The 23,153-nt window shown below is 64.3% G+C and carries 21 protein-coding genes; 2 read left to right on the forward strand and 19 right to left on the reverse strand.

Annotated features, from left to right (window positions below; translation table 11 throughout):
• Positions 1 to 164: 164 nt before the first annotated feature.
• The 13 genes from KR227_RS10910 to KR227_RS05265 form a co-directional block, all read right to left on the reverse strand.
• Positions 165 to 1,580 carry a ComEC/Rec2 family competence protein gene (locus KR227_RS10910; RefSeq protein WP_218364142.1) on the reverse strand — a complete coding sequence of 472 codons (1,416 nt, stop codon included), beginning with the start codon at positions 1,578 to 1,580 and terminating at the stop codon, positions 165 to 167.
• Entirely contained in the window at positions 1,577 to 2,260 is a 684-nt protein-coding gene (locus KR227_RS05210; protein WP_218364144.1) for a ComEA family DNA-binding protein, read from the reverse strand. The genes KR227_RS10910 and KR227_RS05210 overlap by 4 nt, the downstream gene beginning before the upstream one ends.
• 60 nt (positions 2,261 to 2,320) lie before the next feature.
• A complete protein-coding gene (locus KR227_RS05215) occupies positions 2,321 to 3,148 on the reverse strand; it encodes a DegV family protein (protein WP_218364146.1) in 828 nt (275 codons plus the stop codon).
• The gene (locus tag KR227_RS05220; RefSeq protein WP_218364148.1) at positions 3,145 to 3,849 is read right to left on the reverse strand and encodes a histidine phosphatase family protein; all 705 of its coding nucleotides are present in this window, start codon (positions 3,847 to 3,849) and stop codon (positions 3,145 to 3,147) included. The genes KR227_RS05215 and KR227_RS05220 overlap by 4 nt, the downstream gene beginning before the upstream one ends.
• 4 nt (positions 3,850 to 3,853) lie before the next feature.
• Positions 3,854 to 4,324, reverse strand: coding sequence for a ribosome silencing factor (rsfS, locus tag KR227_RS05225; protein ID WP_151529125.1), 471 nt, complete (start codon positions 4,322 to 4,324; stop codon positions 3,854 to 3,856).
• A 38-nt stretch (positions 4,325 to 4,362) separates the two neighbouring features.
• Complete coding sequence (gene nadD / locus KR227_RS05230) at positions 4,363 to 5,064, reverse strand: nicotinate-nucleotide adenylyltransferase (protein ID WP_151549316.1); 702 nt, start codon at positions 5,062 to 5,064, stop codon at positions 4,363 to 4,365.
• Entirely contained in the window at positions 5,061 to 6,317 is a 1,257-nt protein-coding gene (locus tag KR227_RS05235; RefSeq protein WP_218364150.1) for a glutamate-5-semialdehyde dehydrogenase, read from the reverse strand. Before KR227_RS05235 ends, nadD begins: the two co-directional genes overlap by 4 nt.
• 69 nt (positions 6,318 to 6,386) lie before the next feature.
• Positions 6,387 to 7,298, reverse strand: a complete 912-nt coding sequence (locus KR227_RS05240) for a D-isomer specific 2-hydroxyacid dehydrogenase family protein (RefSeq protein ID WP_218364152.1) — start codon at positions 7,296 to 7,298, stop codon at positions 6,387 to 6,389.
• A 10-nt stretch (positions 7,299 to 7,308) separates the two neighbouring features.
• A complete protein-coding gene (proB, locus tag KR227_RS05245) occupies positions 7,309 to 8,529 on the reverse strand; it encodes a glutamate 5-kinase (protein WP_218364154.1) in 1,221 nt (406 codons plus the stop codon).
• 6 nt (positions 8,530 to 8,535) lie between these two features.
• Positions 8,536 to 10,047 carry a GTPase ObgE gene (gene obgE / locus KR227_RS05250; RefSeq protein ID WP_151549320.1) on the reverse strand — a complete coding sequence of 504 codons (1,512 nt, stop codon included), beginning with the start codon at positions 10,045 to 10,047 and terminating at the stop codon, positions 8,536 to 8,538.
• Positions 10,048 to 10,247: 200 nt separating this feature from the next.
• Positions 10,248 to 10,508 (reverse strand): 50S ribosomal protein L27, encoded by a 261-nt coding sequence (gene rpmA / locus KR227_RS05255; protein ID WP_151529119.1) that lies wholly within the window; start codon positions 10,506 to 10,508, stop codon positions 10,248 to 10,250.
• A 30-nt stretch (positions 10,509 to 10,538) separates the two neighbouring features.
• Positions 10,539 to 10,844 (reverse strand): 50S ribosomal protein L21, encoded by a 306-nt coding sequence (rplU, locus tag KR227_RS05260; RefSeq protein WP_151549321.1) that lies wholly within the window; start codon positions 10,842 to 10,844, stop codon positions 10,539 to 10,541.
• 142 nt (positions 10,845 to 10,986) lie between these two features.
• On the reverse strand, positions 10,987 to 14,064 hold the full coding sequence (locus KR227_RS05265; protein WP_218364157.1) for a translation initiation factor IF-2 N-terminal domain-containing protein: 3,078 nt from the start codon (positions 14,062 to 14,064) through the stop codon (positions 10,987 to 10,989).
• A gap of 288 nt (positions 14,065 to 14,352) precedes the next feature.
• On the opposite strand from KR227_RS05265, the gene KR227_RS05270 reads away from it, so the two are divergent.
• Positions 14,353 to 15,879, forward strand: a complete 1,527-nt coding sequence (locus KR227_RS05270) for a Re/Si-specific NAD(P)(+) transhydrogenase subunit alpha (protein ID WP_218364159.1) — start codon at positions 14,353 to 14,355, stop codon at positions 15,877 to 15,879.
• Between the two features lie 3 nt (positions 15,880 to 15,882).
• Complete coding sequence (pntB, locus tag KR227_RS05275; RefSeq protein ID WP_218364160.1) at positions 15,883 to 17,328, forward strand: Re/Si-specific NAD(P)(+) transhydrogenase subunit beta; 1,446 nt, start codon at positions 15,883 to 15,885, stop codon at positions 17,326 to 17,328.
• A 66-nt stretch (positions 17,329 to 17,394) separates the two neighbouring features.
• Here pntB and ndk read toward each other — a convergent pair whose 3' ends face one another.
• From ndk to KR227_RS05305, 6 genes are all read right to left on the reverse strand, one after another.
• Positions 17,395 to 17,805, reverse strand: coding sequence for a nucleoside-diphosphate kinase (gene ndk, locus KR227_RS05280; protein ID WP_151529114.1), 411 nt, complete (start codon positions 17,803 to 17,805; stop codon positions 17,395 to 17,397).
• 69 nt (positions 17,806 to 17,874) lie between these two features.
• Positions 17,875 to 18,189 carry a hypothetical protein gene (locus tag KR227_RS05285; RefSeq protein WP_218364161.1) on the reverse strand — a complete coding sequence of 105 codons (315 nt, stop codon included), beginning with the start codon at positions 18,187 to 18,189 and terminating at the stop codon, positions 17,875 to 17,877.
• Positions 18,182 to 18,487, reverse strand: coding sequence for a hypothetical protein (locus KR227_RS05290; RefSeq protein WP_218364162.1), 306 nt, complete (start codon positions 18,485 to 18,487; stop codon positions 18,182 to 18,184). Before KR227_RS05290 ends, KR227_RS05285 begins: the two co-directional genes overlap by 8 nt.
• A gap of 14 nt (positions 18,488 to 18,501) precedes the next feature.
• Positions 18,502 to 18,918, reverse strand: coding sequence for a DUF4233 domain-containing protein (locus KR227_RS05295; RefSeq protein ID WP_218364163.1), 417 nt, complete (start codon positions 18,916 to 18,918; stop codon positions 18,502 to 18,504).
• Entirely contained in the window at positions 18,915 to 20,408 is a 1,494-nt protein-coding gene (locus KR227_RS05300) for a folylpolyglutamate synthase/dihydrofolate synthase family protein (RefSeq protein WP_218364164.1), read from the reverse strand. Before KR227_RS05300 ends, KR227_RS05295 begins: the two co-directional genes overlap by 4 nt.
• Entirely contained in the window at positions 20,405 to 23,080 is a 2,676-nt protein-coding gene (locus tag KR227_RS05305) for a valine--tRNA ligase (RefSeq protein WP_218364165.1), read from the reverse strand. Before KR227_RS05305 ends, KR227_RS05300 begins: the two co-directional genes overlap by 4 nt.
• Between the last annotated feature and the right edge of the window lie 73 nt (positions 23,081 to 23,153).

The following is a 23,153-nucleotide window of genomic DNA, read 5'->3' on the forward strand; positions in this document are numbered from 1 at the left end:
GGCCCTCGGACATGTACTCAGAATGTGAATGCTTTTCGTATGTGTGTTCGCTTTCTCGAATCGACATAACCATGGAAAGCCTGCGAAAGAATACCCTCGGCATACAGGTGTATGGCTAGGACATAATGGAGCAGTTCGAGAGCTCATTGGGTGTGACTTATTTGTCATGCCACGCGCCGCCGCGCGGGCAGCAACACGAGAAACCAACAACAGGCGAGGACCACCCCCACCACCGAATAGGGCCCGGAACCGCTCTCAATCACCGCCCAAGGCATGCCGGCAAAGAACTCGGCGCAGCGGTGAATCCACCACGTGCAGGGCTCGATAATCCGCACTGCCACAGCGGCCAGCGGCTCCGCCCGCAGCGCCACTAAGACCACAGCGAACAAACCGACGATCGTCACCGGCGCCACAGCCGCGGCCACGCACACATTGGCCGCCACCGCCACAGCAGAGACCCGTCCCACCATCAAAGCCAGCAGCGGCATAGTCACGATATCCGCGGCAATAGCTACAGACAATGCGCGGATACACACATCAGGCAGCGGCAGCCATGCCAGCCGCGGGTAGAGATACGGGTGCAAGGCCACAATCCCCGCGGTAGCGGCACAGGAGAGGGCAAAACCATAGCTCACCGCCAGATCACTGTCCCATAGCAACAGCCCCGTTATCGCCACAGCGAGCGCGTGCAGGGGTTCAGCCCGAGAGACGCTCACCACCGCCACCAGCCCCACCACCCCAGTTACGGCCGCTCTTTTCACCGAGGGCTCCGGCCCCACCAGCACCACGAAGGCCACCAGCGCTATCCCCGCTGCCGCGCATTGCCAGCGCGGCCCGCAGCCTGCGAGCCGGCAGGCGATCACGCACGCGGTGGTCACGATGGCCACATTCGCCCCCGAGACCGCCGAGAGGTGGCTGAGCCCCGTGGCGAGATAGGCCGCAGTTTCCTCCTCGCTTTGCAGGGAGGTATCGCCAAAGACCATACCGGGGATGAGCCCCACCGAGCGCTGCCCCACGTTCTGCTGTACAAGCTCCATGAATCGTGCCCGCACGGTGTGCGCGCAGTGGTCCCACCAGCTCGGCTCGCCCACAACACGGCCGTGCTGCAGCCGCGCCACCACGGCGTTCAGCCCGACGCGGGTGTCCTCCTGCAGCTGCACGCTTGCGACTACCTGTTCGCCGCGGTGGGGCTGCCAGCGTTCACACGGGTGAAAGACGGGCAGCTCGGCTGGATAGCGAGCAAGGCGCAGGCGGGTAAGGCAGGTGCTGCCGCCGGATACGTCCGTGCTGCTGATTACTCGTCCCGCAAGCTCGTAGTGGCCGCGGGCCTGGGTTATGGGATGCTGCTGGATGAGCAGGCGCCGCAGCTGGGCGACGCCACCGTGCACCACGACCGTGGCTGCCAGCAGCAGAGCGCTTCCCGGCGCGCGATACGCCCACGCGGCGGCGACAGCGACCACCCCCAGCACCGCGAGGAGCAGCGGCCCGTGCTCGGTGGCCACCACCACCCATGTGGATGCCCACGCCATGCAGGCGATCGGGATGAGGCGCAGCTCGATGAAAGCGACGGGAGGGTTCACAAGGTGACCAGGTCCTTTATTGCCTCGAATTTGGCGGGGCCGATTCCTTTGACCTCCAGCAGCTGATCGACGCTCTCAAAAGGCCCGGATGCCTCGCGATGGGCGATGATCGCTGCGGCGGTTGCTGCCCCCACCCCGGGCAGGGTCTCTAGTGCGGCGCTATCGGCGCTGTTGAGCGCTACCTTCCCGCCCGGCGCAGCGCCCGGTGCGGCGGGGTTGAGTGGGGCTGCGCCAGCGATGGGGAGATCCTCCTCGGGGCCGGGCACATAGAGTTGCTGGCCGTCGCTGAGTTTTTGGGCCAGGTTGATCGCGCTGAGCTGCGCCTCTGGCAGCGGGGCGGCATGGCGGAGCGCATCATCGGTGCGCGCACCTGCGGGCAGGTGCTGCAGCCCAGGATTGGCGACGTGCCCGACCACGGCCACCACGATCTCCTTAGGTTGCTCGGTGGTGGTCTCGTCCTCATAGACAGCCACCGATTCGACCGGCGGTGGAGATGCATCGCGGAGCTGGGGCACGAGAAATACCCCGCCGAGGAGCAGCAGTACCACGGCGGCGATCAGGCCGTGGCGCGGGCTCAGCCGCAGGCGGGGATTATCGGGATAGCGGACCTGCAGGAGGTCTTCTTCGCCGGTGGGGCGAGTCAGCTCGCGCAGGCGATCAAGCGGGGAGGCGGAAGTCATGCCCCGCAGGCTAGGTGGCGGGCGAGGTGGCGTCGATAAGCGTGTGCTGCGGGCTGTGGACTACAGCTCGTTTTCCACAGCCAGGGCCTCGATGACGGCGCTGGGGTTGCCGCGAGTCACGCTCACCGCTATGGTGCCCGGCCCAGTGTGGGTGGCGAGGGCCGGTTCGAGGCGATCCAGTCGCACCGTGGAATCAACGTGGATGCGCTCCACGATGTGAATGGCCAGCTGGCGGGCGGATTCGCGGGCCTCGTGGTGCAGCACCGTCACCACCGCCGGTTCCTCGCAGCAATACAGCTCCACGACCTCGGCGAGCTTCGCTAGCGCCTTGGCTTGGGTACGGGTTTTCGCGGCGATCTCGATGCGGCCCTGTTTGAGATGCATGAGCGGGCGGATCGCGAGCGTGGCAGAGAAGAGCACATTGGCGGCCGAGAGACGCCCAGACTTGCGCAGCTCATCGATCTTGTGCACATAAAACCACACCTCGGAGTGCTCGAGCACCTCCAAAGCGGCGTCATAGCAGGCATCAAGATCGGCGCCCTCGCGGGCCTTGAGGGCAGCGGCAATACAGGCAATACCAATGGTCGGCCCCAAGGATTCGGTGTCGAGCACGCGGACGCGGCTATCCTCAAATACCCCGGCGGCGGTGACGGCCGCAGACCACGTGGAGGAGATCTCCTTGGACATGTGCAGGGCGAGCACGCCCTCGTCGCCGCCGCGTTCTAGCTGGCGGGCATAGGCGGCCACGAGCTCGAGCGCGGATAGCCCCGCGGTGGTGCGGTCTTTGTCCGAGTGGGTGACGTGAATGTCTACCACCGTGATGCCGAGCTGCTCCGCGAGCGCGGGCGGCAGGCAGGCGGTGGAATCGGTGACGATGCGCACCGTCATGGGTGCGTGCTTTCACACACCGTCAGCCCCGGGGTCACACCCACGTTCCATCCCTCGAGATACCACTGGGCGTTGTCCAGATTATCGGCGGTGAAGGACTGCGGCTGGGGGGAACGGGGGTCATACTGCGGGCGGGCCTGTAGCTGTGCCCAGCAGGTATTAGACACGGTGGACAGCCGGGAGAATTCCTCGGCCGTGGCGAAGCCGAGCAGCGAGCCGGTGAGCGCGTTGATCGTGCCGCCGTGGGCGACACACAGAATGGACTTGTCTTCCCACTCCTCTACCTCGGCCATGGCGTCATCCACCACGGCCCGCGCCCGGGCGGCAACCTCAAGGCGGGTTTCCCCACCCGGCGGCGCCCAGGACACATCATGGCGCCAGCGGGCGCGCGCCCCAGGGGTGGCGGCGTCGATCTCCGCATGGGTTTTGCCCTGCCACTCCCCGAGATGGGTTTCGCGCAGCCGCTCATCGGTGATGAGGGGAACGTCCAGCAGTGTGGCGACTTCCCGCGCCGTATCGTGGGCGCGCTGCAAATCAGAGCAGACCACGCGCACGAAGTTCAGCCCCGATAGATAGCGGGCGGCTTGGCGCGCCTGAATCACACCACGCTCGCTGAGCTTCGTGTCGAGCTGACCTTGCATGCGAGCGGTGGCGTTATATTCGGTCTCTCCGTGGCGTAGCAGGACGAGTCGTCGGCCCATCGCGCTAGATTTCGTTCTCGGAGGGATCCTCGCCGGCGAGCGGGATCTGTCCGATGTCGTTGACCTCGCGGATATCCACCTCGTCGCCCCAGTCCTCGGGGCGGGTGAGCGTTTCCAAACCCTCGACGTCTACCAGCGGGCAGTCCGCCCAGAGACGATCGAGGCCGTAGAACTGGCGCTCGGGGCCGCGGAAGATGTGGACCACGATGTCCTCATAATCCAGCAGCGCCCAGCGTCCCTCACGGGTACCTTCGCGGCGCGTGGGGTGGTTCCGGCCAGCCTTGGCCAGCTGGTCCTCCACCTCCTCCACGATGGCGCTGACCTGGCGCTCGTTATCGGCGCTGGCGATCACAAAACACTCGGTAATAGCGAGGCGCTCGGACACATCGATCACGGCGATCTCTTCGGCCAGCTTCTCGCTGGCGGCAAGCGCTGCGATCGACGCGTACTTAATGGCGGATTCTCGTGCTGTCACTTAATAAAACTCCTTTAAAATTCTTCTTCTACCGTAATCTATCGACTGCCCTCGGCGTGAGTTTCCGCGCCCGCGCGGCCCGCGCCGTCCTCGGCAGCGCCCGCGCCCTCATAGGACGGCTGCGATAGGCGATCCCGCCCCTCGGGCCGGTAGAGCTGCCGCTTGGCTATGTATTGCACCACTCCATCCGGCACAAGGTACCAGACCGGCCGGCCGGCCCGCGCCCGGGCGCGGCAATCGGTGGAGCTGATCGCCATTGCCGGAATTTCCACGATGGACAGGTGCTCATGATCGACTTCGGGAAGAATGTCCTCCTCCAGCTCATAGCCGGGGCGGCTCACCCCCACGAAGTGCGCGAGATTAAACATCTCCTCCCAGTCCCGCCAGGTGACGATCTTCGCCAAGGCATCCGCGCCGGTAATAAAGAAGAGCTCGGCGCGGGGAAACTGTTCCCGCAAATCATGCAGGGTGTCAATGGTATAGGTGCTTCCACCGCGGTCGATATCCACCCGCGAGGTCGCGAAGCGTGGATTGGAGGCGGTGGCGATCACCGTCATCAGGTAGCGATCCTCCGCATCAGAGACATCGCGCCCAGCTTTTTGCCAAGGCTGGCCGGTGGGCACAAAGAGCACCTGGTCCAGCTGGAAACGATCGGCCACTTCGCTGGCGGCCACGAGGTGGCCGTGGTGAATCGGGTCGAAGGTGCCACCCATGATTCCGATACGTGCAGGGGCGCTCACGGGCGGGTGTGGCCTTCCCCACGCACAATCCACTTGGTGGAGGTCAGCTCCGGCAGCCCCACGGGGCCGCGGGCGTGCAGCTTCTGGGTAGAAATTCCGATCTCCGCGCCGAAGCCGAACTGCTCGCCATCGGTAAAAGCGGTAGAGGCGTTGAGCATCACCGCTGCGGCGTCCACTTCGCGGCCGAAGCGCTCCACCACGCCGCTGTCTTGGGCGGCAATGGCCTCGGTGTGGCCCGAGGAGTGGGCGCGGATGTGCTCGATCGCCCCAGCGACACCCTCCACTACCACGGCGGTGATGTCCATAGAGAGATACTCGGTGTCCAGGTCCTCTGCCGTGGCGGCCACGGCCTCATCGTTGAGCTCCAGCAGCTGCTCATCGGCGTGCACGCGCACCCCGGCAGCCACCAGGGCGTCGATGATGGCGCGGCGGCTGGAGGTGTCGAGGGCGGCGTCGATAAGCACGGTCTCGGTGGCGTTGCACACGCTCACCCGACGGGTTTTGCCATTGAGTAGCAGGGCGATGGCCTGCTCCAGATCCGCCGAGGCATCAATATAGAGGTGGCAGTTGCCGGTGCCGGTTTCGATGGTGGGCACCGTGGCGCCGGTGACCACAGCATTGATCAGCCCGGCCCCGCCCCGCGGGATCACCAGATCTACCAGCCCACGGGCGGTAATAAGCTCCGTGACGCTCTCGCGGCTCTCGCAGGGCACCAGCTGCGCGGCGGCACGCGGCAGATCATGCGCGGCGAGCACATCCTGCAGGATGGCCACCAGCGCCCGGTTGGATTCCACCGCAGACTTAGAGCCGCGCAGCAGCGCCACGTTGCCGGACTTCAGGCAGAGGCCAAAGGCATCAACGGTGACATTGGGGCGCGCCTCGTACACCATGCCAATCACTCCGAGCGGCACCCGCACCTGGCTGAGTACCAGCCCATTCGGCAGGGTGTGGCCGCGGGTGATCTCCCCTACGGGATCGCTCAGCGCCGCCACTTGGCGGAGGCCATCGGCGATGCCGCTAATGCGCTCGGTGCTCAGGGCGAGGCGGTCGAGCAGCGCCTCCGAGGTGCCGGCGGCGCGTTCCCGTTCCAAGTCGCGCTCATTGGCGGCAATAATCTCCTCGGCGCGCTCTTCGAGGGCCGCGGCGGCCGCCAGCAGCACCTCATCCTTCGCCGGGGTGCGCAGCTGCGCGATGCTCGTGCTTGCCTCACGCGCGGCGCGGGCTAGGTCCATAGTCGTTGTATTAGCGTTCATAGCTCACAACTGTAGCGTGCACTGGCGCTTGACGACGCCATCTCGCAGCCACAGCAGCCCGGCAGGCCACTAATAGCCCTGATCCACCGTCACCTCGGTGGGCATGGTCTCCCCCGCCTGATAGGCGGTGAAATTCTCCACGATCTGGGGAGCAATCAGCCGGCGGATCGAGTCCTTCGTATTGGCAGTATGAGGGGTGATCACCACCTGCTCCATCTCCCACAGGGGGTGGCCATCCGGCAGCGGCTCCGGCTCGGTCACATCGAGTCCGGCGCCGGCGATCTCCCCACGATTGAGGGCATCCACCAGGGCGTCGCTATCTACGAGCGGGCCACGGCCAACGTTGATGAGCACCGCATGCTCGGGCATGAGCTTTAAGGTGCGCTCGTTGATCATGTGGTGGGTGTCGTCTGTGAGCGGGGCGGCGAGAATCACCGCGTCCGAGGAGGACAGCACCTCATCGCGATGCTCCGAGGAATAGGTCTTGTCGGCCCCCTCCACGGGGTTACCGGAATTATTGACCGCGAGGACAGTGCAGCCGAAGCCTTTGAGCATGGGCACCAGCTCGCGGCCGATACCGCCGGCACCGATGATGCTCACGGTGCTATCGAAGAGCCAGCGGGTGGCGCTATCCACCTGTTTTTGGCAGCTCCACGACTGGGCGCGGGCCACCGGGGTGTGCTGGTGCAATTGGGCCAGCAAGAGCGCCACGGCGGACTCCGCCACTGGGCGGGCGAAGGTGCCGGAGCAATTAGAGTAGCGGCGCGAGCCATCGATAACGCCGTGCGTGAAGTAGGCATCGATACCGGCGAGCCCAAACTGCACCCACTTCACGGAGTCGGGCAGCTCGGGAAAATCCTCGGCCGAGCCGTTATACACGAGCAGCTCTGCCTCGGAGAGATCCTCGGTCAATTCACCACCGACGGCAGCGAGTTGTTCTTCTACGGTGTCCCAGTGCGTCGGTCCCATTGCATATTTCATGCACCCCACACTACGCATGTGAGGAATAGCTCGACAGGTAATCCGCGTGGATTACCGGTCGCTTCATGCCCTCCGGCAGCTCGTGGGTGTGCTTGCCCAGCATTCCGTGCAGGGTCTTGGCATCATAGGAAACCTCGCCGCGGGCAATGGTGGTGCCCTTGGGGTCCTGAATTTCCACAATGTCGCCGGAGCGGAACTCGCCATCCACCTCGGTGATACCCACGGCCAAGAGCGAGGAGCCACCACGCTGCACCACGCGCGCCGCACCCTCGTCCACGCGCACCACGCCAGAGACATCTGCGGCATAGAGCGCCCAGAAGTTCCAGGCCTTCAAGCGTCCCTGCTCCGGGTGGAACACCGTGCCCACCTGGGCAGAGGCGAGTGCCGGGCCGATATTATCGGCGCTGGCGAGCAGGACGGGGATACCGCCGCGGGAGGCGAGCCGGGCCGCCGATACCTTAGAGGCCATGCCGCCGGTACCCACTTTGCCGCCGTCGCCGGCCACAACACCTGCGAGATCCTCCGGCCCAGTGACATCGGAGACAAACTTCGCTCCGGGCTCGGCGGGGTTGCGATCATAGAGACCATCCACATCCGAGAGCAGCACCAGCGCATCGGCCCTGATGAGGTGGGCGACGATCGCGGCGAGGCGATCATTGTCGCCGAAGCGCAGCTCGGAGGTAGCCACCGTATCGTTTTCGTTGATGATGGGCACACAGCGCAGCTGCCGCAGCCGCTCCACGGTGCGCTGGGCGTTGCGGGCGCGGGAACGCTCCGCCGCGTCGGAGGCGGTGAGCAGCACCTGGCCGGTGGTGCGGCCATAGCGGGCGAAGGAGCGACCCCACTGATAGGCCAAGTGCACCTGGCCTACCGAGGCGGCCGCCTGCTTGGTGGCCAGATCCCCCGGCCGGCTTTTCAGGCCCATGGGGGCCATACCGGCGGCCACCGCACCGGAACTGACGATAATCACATCGGTGCCAGCCTCCATGCGGGCTTGGCAGGCGTCCACGAAACGGTTGATCTTCTCCGCCGAGACCGCATAGTTCTCGTCTGTCACCGAGGAGCTACCCAGCTTGACCACGATCTTCTTGGCCTTGGCAATCTCCCCCCGCAGTCCTTCTCCAGCGGGTTCGTCGAGCACCGTCTCCGGTATTCCGGCGGGCGGGAACTCAGCCGATGGGGTCTCCTGCAGGGCATAGGGAGTAGTGGGCAGCAGTGTGTCTTCGTTCATCTATTCCTAACCCTCCCAGCGGTCGCGGGAGGCTTCTTCGTCACCAAAGTCGAACTCATCGATCAGGCCGCGGCGCGCCTGGGAGGCGCGCTTACGCTCTGCGGCAGTAGAACGGGTGGAACGCCCAATGCGGGCATCGGTGCCACGGGCGGTAGCTGGGGAACCGGAGTCACTGACACCAGCGGTGGTCAGCGGCTCCCACTCGAAGGTGATCTCACCAATGGTCACCTCGGCTCCCTCGCGAGCGCCCATCTTATACAGGGCGTCCTCTACACCCAACTTGGCCAGACGATCCGCGAGATAGCCCACCGCCTCATCGTTCTCGAAGTCGGTTTGTTGAATCCAGCGGCGCGGCTTTTCGCCCAGCACCTCGTAGCCGCCGGGGTTATTCGGATCGGCCACCACGCGGAAATCATCCTTCTTATGGGCATCCACCGCAACGGGGCGCACCACGGTGCGCTGTTGGCGCTGCTTGGGATGCTTCTTGCGGTGCTCCTTCACCAGCTCCATGAGGCGATAGCGCAGCGGGTCGAGGCCCTGATGCGCTACGGCGGAGATGATGAATACCGGCCAGCCGAAGGCCTCGCGGAGATCCTCCATTACGAACTCGGCCAGCTCCCGTGCCTCGGGGATATCGGCCTTATTCAAGATGATCACGCGGGGGCGTTCGCGCAGATCGCCCAAGCCGGTGTCATGGTCGAGCACCGACTGGTAGGCGGCCAGCTCATTCTCCAGCGCCTCGATATCTGAGACCGGATCGCGCCCCGGCTCGAGCGTGGCGAGGTCCACCACATGGGCGAGCACGGCGGTGCGTTCGATATGGCGCAAAAAGTCCAGACCAAGGCCCTTGCCCTCGGAGGCGCCCGGGATCAGCCCCGGCACGTCCGCGATAGTGAAGGAATCATTGCCCATGTCCACCACCCCAAGATTGGGCTGCAGGGTGGTAAAGGGGTAATCGCCAATCTTGGGCCGCGCTGCGGAGAGCACCGAAATCAAGGACGACTTACCGGCAGAGGGAAAGCCCACGAGCCCCACGTCTGCCATGGACTTGAGCTCCAGGATCAGATCGCGTTGCTCCCCCGGCTCGCCCTTGAGCGCAAAGCCCGGGGCCTTACGCTGCTTATTAGCCAGCGCCGCATTGCCGAGGCCACCGAAGCCTCCCGAGGCGGCCACGAAGCGGGTACCCACGGCCACCAGATCCGCCAGCACCTCGCCGTCCTCATTGAGCACAACAGTGCCCGGCGGCACCTCGAGCACGAGGTCCTCGCCGCGGGCGCCATTACGGTGATCGCCGGCGCCATTATTGCCGCGGGAGGCCTTCAGGTGGGGGCGATAGTGGAAATCGAGCAGGGTGTGGGCTTGGTCAGAGACCTCAAGGATGATGTCTCCGCCGTGCCCGCCATTGCCGCCATCCGGCCCGCCGAGGGGCTTGAACTTTTCGCGGTGCACAGAAGCACAGCCATGCCCGCCGTCACCAGCCTGCAGGTGCAGTACAACGCGGTCTACGAAACGGTTCATGTGGTCCTTTAGATCGAGGAAGATTAAGCACCTGATTGTAACTCACAGCCGCAGCAATCCACACGATCCCCGTTCCGGAGAGCACGGGCGGCACCTTCATGCCAGCCCTAACGCCGCGCGTAGCCCACCCGAGAAAGATTAAAGCCGCCTGCCTCCCCGTGCGGGGAAACAAGCGGCTTAGATCTGAAGCTCTACAAGCTTTAGGCAGCTTCGGTCGGAACGATGTTCACCATGCGGCGGTTGCGCTTGGTGGTGAACTCGACGGAGCCTGCTGCAAGAGCGAACAGGGTATCGTCGCCACCGCGGCCGACGTTCTCGCCGGGGTGGAACTTGGTGCCGCGCTGACGGATGAGGATCTCGCCTGCGTTCACCTTCTGGCCGCCGAAGCGCTTCACGCCGAGGCGCTTTGCTTCGGAGTCACGACCGTTGCTGGAGCTGGATGCACCCTTCTTGTGTGCCATGACGGTTTTTCTCCTTTAAGCCTTCTCGGCCTACTTGATGCCGCTAATCTTGATAACGGTCAGGTTCTGACGGTGACCCTGACGCTTCATGTAACGGCTCTTGTTCTTGTACTTCAGGTTACGGATCTTCGGGCCCTTGACGTGCTCGATAATCTCCGCGGAAACTTCCACCTTGGCAAGCTTGTCGGCGTCGGTGGTCACATCGGCGCCGTCGACGAGAAGAACCGGGGTGAGAGCCACGGACGAACCCGGCTCACCCTCGATCTTCTCGACCTTGACGAGGTCACCTTCGGCAACCTTGTACTGCTTGCCGCCGGTCTTGACGATCGCGTACATAGGAGGGCTACCCCTTTTTCTAAAAACTCGGCTCGGGCACTCAAGGCGCCCGATTTAAGGACTTGTACTTTATTTCATGCTGAACGCACTGCGAACAGCGACTGTCCAAGACTACCTTTATCGGCTAGCAAAACACAAACCGCTACTTTTTGTTTGTGCTCCGGCGTGTCGCGCGACGCCTCCGGCCCTTGCTTGTCGACGCCGCCTGGCGCTGCTCGGACTGGCGCTTCTCCGGCTGTCGCTGCTCGGACTGGCGCTTCTCCGACGCCTGCTCCTTCGCGGGTGCCTGCTCCGCACGGCTGTTCTTGCGCACCACCCGACGACGACCACGCCGGCGCCGCGGGGAGGAGTCCTCGGACTCGTCCTTATCCGCGTGCTGCTGCGACTCGGGGGCCGGCTCGGACTGCGGGGCGGGGCTACGGCTCTCCTCGGAGCGAGCGCCCCGAGTGGAGCTACGGCGCCTGCCGCCGCGGCTACGCCGCGAGGACTGGCGACGGGAACCATCGCCGGAATCGCGTGAGTCACGCGAATCCGCTGCGTCCTCGGTCTCCTCGGCCTTGTCAGCGCTGGGCTGGGCAGGCTCGAAGTCCTCTCGCTTGGGCGCGTGATCCGAGCGGGAGTTCCCGCGGGTAGCGCGCTTGCGGCGCGGGGAGCGTTCGAACTCCGCCATGGCCTCGTCGAAGCTGGCCGGGGTGTAGTCCGCGCCCGAGGGCTCGTCCGGGTCTTCCGCATCGGCGGTGTGGACCGCCTTGGCGGCGATGGCCTGCACATCCTCGGCGCTGCTCTCTTCGGAGCGCTTCTTCTCAGAGCGCTTCTTCTTGGCCGGCTCCTCCGGCTGAGCAGAGTCCTTATTATCAGCAGAACGCTTCGTGTTCGTGCGCTTGGTGCTGCGGCGACGGCCGCGGCGCTGACGCTTCTCGGATTTCTCTTCGCGCTCAGCGTTCTCCGCCGAGTCCTCCGCGTTATCCGCTTGGGAATTGAGCGAGATGACGGCGTCGGCAAGCTCCTCGATGCTCTTCTCCGACTCCTCCTCGCGGTGCATCGCGAGGGCTGCGGGGTGCGAAGCCGGATCGTGGGAGGAGTGCTTCTTGTCCTGCTTGTCGTTCTTCTCGTTCTTCTCACGACGCTCGGAGCGATCGGACTTCTCGCCCTTATCGCCGCGGCGGCGCGGCTTGTGCGTCGGCTGCTCGCTCTGCTCGACCGGGTCGGTGTGAATAATCAGGCCACGGCCATCACAGTGCTCACACTCGGTGGCGAAGGTATCGAGCAGCCCGGTGCCCAGCTTCTTGCGGGTCATCTGTACCAGACCCAGCGAGGTCACCTCGGACACCTGGTGGCGGGTACGGTCCCGGCCCAGTGCCTCCTTGAGGCGGCGCAGCACGAGATCCTGGTTCTCGGGCAAGACCATATCGATGAAGTCCACCACGATCATGCCGCCGAGGTCACGCAGCCGCATTTGGCGCACGATCTCCTCCGCAGCCTCGAGGTTGTTCTGGGTGACGGTCTCCTCGAGGTTGCCGCCGGTGCCGGTGAACTTTCCGGTGTTCACATCCACCACGGTCATGGCTTCGGTGCGATCGATCACCAGGGTGCCGCCAGACGGCAGCCACACCTTGCGGGAGAGGGCCTTGGAGAGCTGCTCATCCACGCGGTAGTGCTCGAAGGCATCCACCCCACCGTGTTTGTTGGGGTCATACTTTTCCATGCGATCCTCCAGATCGGAGGCCACGGAGTGCACATAGGCGTAGACGGTATTCCACGCCTTCGAACCATCCACCACGAGGTGGGAGAAGTCTTCATTGAAGAGGTCGCGGATCACCTTCACCAGCATGTTGGGCTCTTCATACATGGCGACCGGCTTCGCGCCCTTGGAGGACTTCTCCTTCTTGGTGCGCTCATCGATCTGCTCCCACTGGGCGTGCAGGCGGGCCACATCAGCAGCGATGGCCTCCTCGCTCACCCCTTCCGCAGCGGTGCGGATGATGGCCCCACCCTGCTCGGGAACAACGCGCTTAAGAATGTCCTTCAGCCGTGCCCGCTCCGGGGCGGGCAGCTTGCGGGAAATACCTGCGGTACGACCACCTGGGACATACACCAAGAATCGACCGGCCAGCGAGATTTGGGTGGAGAGGCGGGCACCCTTGTGCCCGATCGGGTCCTTCACTACCTGCACGAGCACCTGATCGCCGCTCTTCAGAGCGTGTTCGATGGTGCGACGACGCCCGCCGAGACCAGCGGCGCGCCAATCCACCTCACCGGCGTAGAGCACACCATTGCGGCCCTTGCCGATGTCGATGAACGCGGCCTCCATGCTGGGCAGCACATTTTGGACGCGGCCCAGATAGATATTGCCCACCATCGAGGACTGGGTATCGGAGGTCACGAAATGTTCCACCAGCATGCCGTCTTCCAGCACACCTACCTGCGTCACCCGTCCTGGGTGATCGGTGCGTTCCTTTTCCCGCACCACCATGGTGCGCTCCACGGACTCGCGGCGCGCCAGGAACTCGGCCTCGCTGACGATATGGCGTTCATTCTTGCGCGCTTCTCGACGCTCACTCCGGCGGCGACGCTGCGCCTCCAAACGGGTCGAGCCCTTGATGGCCTTGGGCTCATCAATCGGTTCGGGATCGGCGTCCTTCTGCGGCGACTTCTTGGACTTTGCCGGCTTATCCTCGCGCTTGTCCTCATTCGACTTGCGGGACTTGCGTTCGCGCGGCTTGTCCTCACGGCGCGGCTTGTCTTTCTCCGCGGCCGGGGCGTCCTCCTCCGGGGTGGCGGCGTCGACGGCGGGCGGGATGAATAGCGGCATGGGTGCTGCTGCGGCGGAGGGATCCTCCGGCGCTGGGGTGATCTCGGGGACGATCTCCTCGAGGAGCTCCTCGGAGGCATAGCTCGCGAGCTGCTTGTCCACCTTTTCTTCGATCTGGCTGATCTCGTTTTTCACGTTGTTTTCCACGCGCTTACGGATCCGCACCTCTGGGGATTCCTCCCCGTTGTCGGGCTCCGGATCTGGGGTGTCGCTGCGGAGGGCCTCGAGCAGCTGGGCGGCCTCATCCTTGGTGAGCGAGGACTGCGCCACCTTGACCAGTCCGATTTTGTCCAGCTCAATGATGAGTTCCTTGGAGCTCATTCCCAGCATCTTCGCCATGGCAAAGACTCGGGTTCGCTCCCCCAGCTGGTTGATATCAAGTTCAGTTGTGTTGGGCTTTTCGGCCACGTTCTACTCCTTTATGCGAATCCGCGAGGGAGCTCTGCTCGACCACGCGCGATTCAGATGGGGATGAAAGTTCGGTGTGAAGTTATTGCTTGGTGAAATCTCCGTCTTCCTATTGTGGCACATCCCCGAGCCCACCCTTGGAGTTAGACCGGCCCGGCGTTGCAGATCGCCCGAACCGAACACATGTGTGGCAGGTAACACAGCTAGCGAGGTAGGGATCCCCTTCACGCCCGCGTTAATCTAAAGAGAAATTCAACACGTTGCATCAAGGTGAGGAGAAACAGCGTCATGCTGATAGGTATCCCGCGGGAGACCGATCCCGCACAGCCCCTCGTCTCCGCCACCCCTGATACCGTCGCCAAGCTCTTAAAAAAGGGTTTTGAGGTGCAGGTTCAGCGGGGCGCCGGTGTGGCCAGCGCCTATCCGGACGAGCTGTATGAGCAGGCTGGGGCACAGCTGGTGGGAGAGGACGTCTGGCATGCAGACATCGTCACGTGTCTCGATACCCCGGACAAAGAATCACTCAGCGCCCTGCGGTCGGGGGCCACGCTCATCGCCCGCATGGACCCCGCCCGCAATGAGGATGTACTGACGTATCTGAGCGAACGCGGCATCACCGCGCTCGCTATGGACGCTATTCCCCGCATCTCTCGCGCCCAGTCCATGGATGTCCTCTCCTCCATGGCCAATATTGCCGGCTATCGCGCCGTGATTGAGGCAGCCACCGCCTTTGGCCGACTCTTCACTGGCCAAGTCACCGCCGCCGGCAAGATGCCGCCAGCCACCGTCTACGTCATCGGCGCGGGCGTGGCGGGGCTTGCCGCCATCGGCACCGCCCACTCGATGGGCGCGATTGTGCGCGCTACCGATCTGCGCCCCGAAACCGCCGAGCAAGTGGAGTCGATGGGGGCCGAGTTTGTGCCCATCCCTGTGGCCGCGGAGACCTCCACGGATGGCTACGCCAAGGAAATGACCTCCGCCCAGGCCGAGGCCGCCGCCCAGCTCTACGCCCGCGAAGCCGCCGGCGCCGATATCGTCATTACCACCGCCAGCATCCCGGGCCGGCGCGCCCCTATCCTGCTACGGGGTGAGGATGTGGCACAGATGGCTCCCGGCAGTGTGATCGTGGATATGGCCGCCGCCAGTGGCGGCAACTGCGAGCTCACCCGCCCCGGTGAGGTCGTGACCACAGCCGGCGGAGTCACCATCTTAGGCTTCAAGGATCTCGCGGGCCGCCTGCCCGCGCAGGCCAGCCAGCTCTATGGCCAAAATATCGTCAATCTCCTCGGCCTGCTCTGCCCCGAGCGCAACGGCCAGATTGCCTTGGATCTTGAGGATGAGATTATCCGCGCCATCACCGTCACCCATGACAATCAGATCTACTGGCCGCCGCCTCCGGTGACGGTATCCCACACGCCGCAGGCGCCCGCAGCGGAACCGGCGCCACCAGAACCTGCAGAAGAACCGAAGAAGACGTCCTCTCGCCTCTGGTATCTCCTCGGCGCGGCGGCGGCAGTGGCATTAGTACTGTCGAGTCCGCTCGCGGTGGCCTCGCACTATATCGTGCTGTTGCTCGCGATCGTGGTGGGCTTTTATGTGATCACCGCAGTCACACACTCGCTGCACACACCACTGATGAGTGAGACCAATGCGATCTCCGGCATTGTGATTCTCGGCGCGATCCTGCAAGTGGGATCCACGAATGTGCTGGTATCGGCCTTGTCCTTTGTGGCCATCATGGTGGCCTCGATCAATATTTTCGGCGGGTTCCACGTGACCTCCCGCATGCTCACCATGTTCCGGCAGGAGGGGTAGACAATGGATAGCGCACTTCTTATCGAACGCATCACCCAGGTCGCGTATCTGGCGGCGGCGCTGCTCTTTATTCTCGCGCTCGCGGGACTATCGCGACAAAGCACCGCGGCCCGCGGTAATCGCTTCGGCGCCCTCGGCATGGCCATTGCGGTACTTGCCACCATCGCCCAGGCACTGATGAACTCCACCGCCGACCCCGTCCACTACCGCTCTCCCGTGGTCACGCTGCTGCTGGTGGTCCTGGCCATGGCGCTCGGCGGGCTCATCGGCTGGGTACGGGCGAATAAGGTGGAGATGACCGGCATGCCCGAGCTCATCGCCGCCCTGCACAGCTTCGTGGGTCTCGCCGCGGTGCTCATCGGATTCAATTCCTACCTGCACGCCCATGCCGTGCCCGCGGATATGCTGGGCTTCCACTTGGGCGAGGTGAGCGTGGGCATCTTTATCGGTGCCGTCACCTTCACCGGCTCCATCGTGGCCTATCTCAAGCTCTCCGCACGCATGAAGGGTGCACCGCTGGAGCTGCCCGGCCGCAACATGATCAACCTCGCGATCGTGGTCCTCGCGCTGCTGGCGACGGTGGTATTTATCCGCATCGGCGAGTCCCACTCGGTGTGGGCATGGATGGCGCTGCTGCTGGTGACCATCCTCGCGCTCATCCTCGGCCTACACCTGGTGGCGGCGATCGGCGGCGGCGATATGCCCGTGGTGGTGTCCATGCTCAACTCCTACTCCGGGTGGGCTGCCGCAGCGGCCGGCTTCATGCTGAGCAATAACCTGCTCATTATTGTCGGTGCGCTCGTCGGTTCCTCTGGTGCCTATCTCTCTTACATCATGTGTCAGGCGATGAATCGCTCCTTCATCTCGGTGATCCTCGGCGGTTTTGGTGCCGAATCGGCCAGCTCTGGGGCGCAGCAGGACATGGGTGCACATACGGAAACCACCCCCGAGGAGGTGGCGCAGCTGCTGGCCACGGCACGCACGGTGATGATCACCCCGGGCTATGGCATGGCGGTGGCCCAAGCCCAGTACCCGGTGGCCGCGCTCACCGCCGCCCTGCGGGAGCGTGGCGTGGAGGTACGCTTCGGCATTCACCCCGTGGCGGGGCGTCTGCCCGGGCATATGAACGTCCTTCTCGCCGAGGCCAAGGTGCCCTATGACATCGTGCTGGAGATGGACGAAGTCAATGATGACTTCGCTGATGTGGATGTGGTGTTGGTGATCGGCGCTAATGACACCGTCAACCCCATTGCTTATGAGCCGGGCTCCCCGATTGCCGGCATGCCGGTGCTCAAAGTATGGGAGGCACAACGGGTGGTGGTATTCAAACGCTCCATGGGTGCCGGCTATGCCGGAGTGCCCAATCCGCTGTTCTACAAAGACAACACCGATATGCTGCTCGGCGATGCCCGGGCGTCGGTGGAGGCCATCCGCGCTGCACTGGATTAGCCCGCATACGCCTACAGCCCTCCCCGCCAAGCGGCGGGGAGGGCTGTTGTGTATGAAGCGCGGTGTTTAGAGGTTCGGGAACCAGATGGAGATCTCACGCTCGGCGGACTCGGGAGAGTCGGAGCCGTGCACCACGTTCTCGGCTACCTCCAGGGCGTAGTCGCCGCGGATGGAGCCCGGGGCGGCCTTGGACACCGGATCGGTGCCGCCGGCCAGCTGGCGCCATGCCTCGATGGCGCGGGGCCCTTCCACCACACCAGCGATCAGCGGTGCGGAGGTGATGAAGTCCACCAGCTCGCCGAAGAAAGGCTTATCGGAGTGCTCGGCATAGTGCTTCTCGGCGGTCTCCTTATCGGCGACGCGCAGATCCAGTGCCGCGAACTTCAGGCCTTTGCGCTCGATACGGGCGATAATCTCGCCCACCAGTCCACGGTTCACACCGTCGGGCTTAATCAGGATGAGTGTACGTTCAGTCATGGTTTCCTACTCTAATGCACCAGGATCGCGCGCGGGCAGAATCCTCCCCAACGCCGGCGTGAATGCAGGTCAGAGCCCGTCGACGTAGTCGATGGCCTCTTGGAGTGTGACCCGGCGGTCATAGCGCCGCACCTGTTTGACGGCGGCCGCGGTGTCCGTGGCTTTGAGTTCGCGCACATGCCGATGCTGCTCGACGCCGAGCTCCACGGGGCGCGGGTTCTTCGCCCGGGTGTACTGCGACCAGGAGGTGACCGCGAAGATCACCAGCAGGATGAGGCTGGCGATAAACATCCAGCCACCGAAGTTGCCGTCGATAAGCATGAGCACCACCCCGATGGCAGTGATCACCACTCCGAGGAGGCTGATGATTATTTCTTTATTCATGTCGCTCCTTATCGAGGGCGGCTTTGACCGCCTTGGCCCCGGCGCCGGGAAACCAATACGCGAGGCGGGTGGCCGCGGCGGGATCGTCGAGCTCTGCCAATTGCTTCCGCTGCGGCCGGGACAGCCGGATGATGCCGCGCTGCTCTTCTCGGCGATGCCGCGTCCATGCGGCGAGGATCACCGGCATGAGCACCAATAACGCCAGGGTAATGAGGGGATGCGCCCCGAGCAGCGAGGCGCCCACAATCAGCGCCGATAGGCCGATGAGCTGATAGAGGTCGCGTTGGGAATTACGCATAGGTCTTCCCCGCTTTAGGTGTGCTGGCTGGCGAGATAGCCGCGCCGCATCCGCTCAAGAATGTTCTTGCGCAGGTAGAACACATAGGCCCACACCACGATGAAGACCACGGCCATGATGCCCATGGACACGTGCACGATAATCCCTGCGAGGGCGAAGATTTGGAGCACCCAAATGGCGGGCAGCGCCCAGCGGGCTTTCATCATGAAGGCCAGCACCATATGCGCCACGCCGACCGCGCTCACATACACCCAGTTGAAGGTGGTCCAATAGGAGCCGCCATCCACGCGCAGGATCACGGTGAGTACCAGCAGCAAAGAGATGGACTCCATGCTCAAAATGCCCGCCATCACCCCGCGCAGACCCTTCATGGGGTCTTTATCGGGGGCATGGCCTGGACCGAGGGGACCATATTCCACGTTCTTGCTCATGTTGGTTCCTTTCCAAACAGGGCGCGGGCCTCCCCGGCGGTGACCACCGATCCGGTAATCACCACACCGGAGCCAGAGACCATCTCCCCTACCTCGCCGGTGTCCTCGGCCAACTCGATGGCCAGCTCGACGGCGGTGGGCAGCTGCTCGGCCACATGCACGCGCTCTTCCCCGAAGATTTCGCGGGCGATCTCCGCGAGCTCATAGACATCGCTGGCCCGCGGCGAGGTGTTCTGGGTAATGACCACCTCATCCAGCACCGGCTCCACGGCCTGCATCAGGCCGCGGGCGTCCTTATCTCCAAGAATCCCGAGCACGCCGACGAGGCGGCGGAAGTTGAAGTCGCGGTCGAGCGCCTGGGCCAGCGCGGCCGCGCCGTGCGGGTTGTGGGTGGCATCGACGAACACGCTCGGGGTGGAGCGCACGCGCTCCAAACGGCCAGGGGAGCTGACCGTGCCGAAGCCCTCGCGCACCGTGTTCAGATCGAGGGGGCGTCCCGGACCGGCGCCGAAGAATGCCTCCACGGCGGCCAGAGCGCAGGCGGCATTGTGTGCCATGTGTGCACCCGAGAGCGGCAGGAAAATATCCTCATAATCCCCAGCTAGGCCGCGGATGCTGATGTCTTGGCCGCCCACCGCCACGGTGGAGCTGAGTACGCCGCACTCGTGGCCATAGCGGGCCACGGCGGCATCGGATTCCACGGCGCGGTGCAGCACCACGTCCATCGCCGCCGGCTCCTGATTGCCCACGACCACCACATTATCGGGCGGGGTGAGTAGGTCGGAGGCATCCCAGCGGGGCTTGATGATGCCAGCTTTTTCCGCGGCAATCTCCTCAAGAGTGTCGCCGAGATAGTCCGTGTGGTCGACCCCGATGGGCATAATCACGGCCACATCCGCGTTGATCACGTTGGTGGCATCCCAGCGGCCGCCCATGCCCACCTCCACCACGGCGACGTCCACGGGGGCGTCGGCGAAGGCGGCATAGGCCATGGCGGTGAGCACCTCGAACTTGGACATGGGCACCTCCGAGGAGGCGTCCACCATCTCCACGTAGGGCTTGATCTCCTCCCAGGTGCGCACATAGTCGCGCGGGTGGATCGGCTGGCCGTCGATGGCGATGCGCTCGGTCACCAGCTGCAGATGCGGGCTGGTGGTGCGGCCGGTACGCCGGTGGAACGCACGCAGCAGGGATTCGATCATCCGCACCGTGGAGGTTTTGCCATTGGTGCCCGCCACGTGAATGGTGGGATAACTGCGCTGCGGCGAGCCCAGCAGATCCATGAGCTTTTCGATGCGCTCCAGGCTGGGATCCAGCTTGGTTTCCGGCCAGCGCAGATCCAGCTCCGCCTCACAAGCGGCGAGCGCCTGCATATCCGCAGGCGTGATCTCCTGGGATTCTGGCTGCTCTACCTCCTGGTTGACGTCGATAGGCAAACTCAACCCGGTCTCGGAGAGTTCTAGCTCTCCGAATTCTTCCTGATCCTTCATGAGAGCTGCTCAAGTCGCTTGCTAATGCGGTCGAACTCTTCGCGGGCCACCTGCTGGCGGGTGCGAATCTTCTCCACCACGGCCTCGGGGGCCTTGGCGAGGAAGTTCTCATTGCCCAGCTTCTTCGCGGTGGTCTCGAGTTCCTTCTCGGCGTTCTTCAGATCCTTTTCCAAGCGCTTGCGCTCGGCCGCAGTGTCCACGGTGCCGGAGGTATCGAGGTCCACGCTGACGGTGGCGGCGCTGAGGCGCACCTCCACGCTGGCGCTGGCATTGAAGCCCTCACCGGGGGCATCGAGGCGCGCCAGGGAGGTGATGATCTCGCGCTGGTTATCGAGGTCGGCGCGGGCAAAGTCCACCCGAGCCGGCACCTTCTGCGAGGGCTTGACGCCTTGATCGGAGCGGAAGCGGCGGATCTCGGTGATGAGCTTGACCGTATCGTCGATGCGGCGCTGCGCGGTCTCATCGCTGTCTCGCTCCTCGGCCTCCGGCCAGGAGGCGATCACGAGGCTCTCGCCATCAGTGAGCGCGGTCCACAGCACCTCGGTGACGAAGGGCATGGTGGGGTGCAGCAGCCGCAGCACGGTGTCGAGGGCGTGGCCCAGCACCCGCTGGGTGATGGCGCCACGGTGGCGCTCGGCCTCGCTGGCGGTGTCGTTATCGCGCGGGATCTGCACCTTGGCGATCTCGAGGTACCAGTCGCAGAGCTCGTCCCAGGTGAAGTGGTAGAGCTCCTCATTCGCCTTCGCGAATTGATAGTCGTCGAGATAGCGATTGACGGTGCCCACCACCTCGTTGAGGCGGTCGAGGATCCACCGGTCGGCGTCGCTCAGCTCGGCGCGTGCGGGCAGCTCGCCCACCTCGGCGCCATTCATCAGGGCGAAGCGGGTGGCGTTGAATAGCTTGGTGGAGAAGTTGCGGGCGCTCTGGGCGGCGTCCTCACCGAGGGGCAGATCCACCCCGGGGTTGGCGCCGCGGGCGAGGGCGAAGCGGAGGGCATCGGCGCCAAAGCGCTCCACCCACTCCATCGGATCAATGCCATTGCCCAAAGACTTCGACATCTTGCGGCCACGCTCATCGCGCACCAAGCCGTGCAGGTAGAGGTCACGGAAGGGAATCTGCGGACGCCCCTCCGCCGCGGTACCCAACTCGGTTTGGGTGGCGGCGAAGGTGCCGAACATCATCATGCGCGCCACCCAGAAGAAGAGGATGTCATAGGCGGTCACCAGCACCGAGGTGGGATAGAACTTGGCCAGCATCTCGGTATCGGCGGGCCAACCCATGGTGGAAAACGGCCACAGCGCCGAGCTGAACCAGGTGTCCAATACATCGGGGTCCTGCTCATAGCCGGCGGGGGCTTCCTCGCCCGGGCCGAGGCAAAGCACATCGCCCTCGGGGCCGTACCAGATGGGGATGCGATGCCCCCACCACAGCTGGCGGGAGATGCACCAATCGTGCATATTGTCGACCCACTCGAAGTAGCGCGGCTCCAAGGAGGTGGGGTGCACGGCGGTATCGCCCTCGCGGATCGCGTCGCCGGCCATGCGGGCCAGCTCCTCGACCTTCACCCACCACTGCTGGGACAGGCGCGGCTCGATCGGCTCGCCGCTGCGCTCGGAGTGGCCCACGGAGTGCACATAGGGCCGGATTTCCTTGACGATGCGCCCCTCGGCGGCGAGCGCCTCGCGCACGGCCACGCGGGCCTCTTCGCGGGTCAGGCCATCGAACTGGGTGCCGGTATCGGCAATGCGACCCTTCTTGTCCATGATGATGGGCATGTCCAGATCGTGGCGCAGGCCCATCTCATAGTCATTGGGATCATGGGCCGGGGTGATCTTCACCGCGCCGGTACCGAACTCCGGGTCCACATAATCATCGGCGATGACCTGCAGGGAGAGATCATCACGGAAGGGGTGCGGCAGGGTGGTGCCGACGAGATCGCGGTAGCGCTCATCATCGGGGTGGACGGCCACGGCGACGTCGCCGAGCATCGTCTCTACACGGGTGGTGGCCACAATGACGTGCGGCTCGGCATCGTCGAGGGAGCCATAGCGCATGGAGGCGAGCTCGCCTTCCACGTCCTTGTACTCGACCTCGATATCGGACACGGCTGTCTCCAGCACCGGCGACCAGTTGACCAAGCGGTTCGCGCGGTAGATCATGCCGGCGTCATAGAGCTGCTTGAAGATGGTCTGTACCGCCTCGGACAGTCCCTCGTCCATGGTGAAGCGTTCCTTGGACCAATCCACGGAGTCACCGATGGCGCGCATCTGGCGGGTAATGGTGCCGCCGTATTGGCGCTTCCACTCCCAGACCTTCTCGACAAACTCCTCGCGGCTGTAGTCGAAGCGATCCTTGCCCTCGGTCTCCTTGAGCATCGCCTCCACCTTGGTCTGGGTGGCGATGCCGGCGTGGTCCATGCCCGGCAGCCACAGCACCTCATAGCCCTGCATGCGCTTGCGGCGCACGATGGAGTCCATCAGGGTGTGGTCGAGCGCGTGGCCCATGTGGAGCTGGCCGGTGACATTCGGCGGCGGCAGCACAATAGAAAACGGCGGCTTCTCGGAGGCCGGGTCCGCAGTAAAGTATCCGGCGTCTACCCACCGCTGGTAGAGCTCGGGTTCAACGGTCGATGGGTCCCAGCTTTGTGGAAGCTGCTCGCTGCGGTTGGCCATACGGGTTGGCACTCCCCCTTCAAGATAGAAGTCGTTCGTATTTCTCCCATCTTAGCCCGTCGCTTATCGACGC

The organism is Corynebacterium sp. TAE3-ERU30 (assembly GCF_019209925.1).
GTDB lineage: Bacteria > Actinomycetota > Actinomycetes > Mycobacteriales > Mycobacteriaceae > Corynebacterium > Corynebacterium megadyptis.

Bases quoted from the DNA above. Each gene is read 5' to 3' on its own strand.
- KR227_RS05210 (WP_218364144.1), bottom strand. From the start codon at position 2,260: ATGACTTCCGCCTCCCCGCTTGATCGCCTGCGCGAGCTGACTCGCCCC.
- KR227_RS05215 (WP_218364146.1), bottom strand. From the start codon at position 3,148: ATGACGGTGCGCATCGTCACCGATTCCACCGCCTGCCTGCCGCCCGCG.
- KR227_RS05220 (WP_218364148.1), bottom strand. From the start codon at position 3,849: ATGGGCCGACGACTCGTCCTGCTACGCCACGGAGAGACCGAATATAAC.
- KR227_RS05235 (WP_218364150.1), bottom strand. From the start codon at position 6,317: ATGAACGCTAATACAACGACTATGGACCTAGCCCGCGCCGCGCGTGAG.
- KR227_RS05240 (WP_218364152.1), bottom strand. From the start codon at position 7,298: ATGAAATATGCAATGGGACCGACGCACTGGGACACCGTAGAAGAACAA.
- proB (WP_218364154.1), bottom strand. From the start codon at position 8,529: ATGAACGAAGACACACTGCTGCCCACTACTCCCTATGCCCTGCAGGAG.
- obgE (WP_151549320.1), bottom strand. From the start codon at position 10,047: ATGAACCGTTTCGTAGACCGCGTTGTACTGCACCTGCAGGCTGGTGAC.
- rpmA (WP_151529119.1), bottom strand. From the start codon at position 10,508: ATGGCACACAAGAAGGGTGCATCCAGCTCCAGCAACGGTCGTGACTCC.
- rplU (WP_151549321.1), bottom strand. From the start codon at position 10,844: ATGTACGCGATCGTCAAGACCGGCGGCAAGCAGTACAAGGTTGCCGAA.
- KR227_RS05270 (WP_218364159.1), top strand. From the start codon at position 14,353: ATGCTGATAGGTATCCCGCGGGAGACCGATCCCGCACAGCCCCTCGTC.
- pntB (WP_218364160.1), top strand. From the start codon at position 15,883: ATGGATAGCGCACTTCTTATCGAACGCATCACCCAGGTCGCGTATCTG.
- ndk (WP_151529114.1), bottom strand. From the start codon at position 17,805: ATGACTGAACGTACACTCATCCTGATTAAGCCCGACGGTGTGAACCGT.
- KR227_RS05285 (WP_218364161.1), bottom strand. From the start codon at position 18,189: ATGAATAAAGAAATAATCATCAGCCTCCTCGGAGTGGTGATCACTGCC.
- KR227_RS05290 (WP_218364162.1), bottom strand. From the start codon at position 18,487: ATGCGTAATTCCCAACGCGACCTCTATCAGCTCATCGGCCTATCGGCG.
- KR227_RS05295 (WP_218364163.1), bottom strand. From the start codon at position 18,918: ATGAGCAAGAACGTGGAATATGGTCCCCTCGGTCCAGGCCATGCCCCC.
- KR227_RS05300 (WP_218364164.1), bottom strand. From the start codon at position 20,408: ATGAAGGATCAGGAAGAATTCGGAGAGCTAGAACTCTCCGAGACCGGG.
- KR227_RS05305 (WP_218364165.1), bottom strand. From the start codon at position 23,080: ATGGCCAACCGCAGCGAGCAGCTTCCACAAAGCTGGGACCCATCGACC.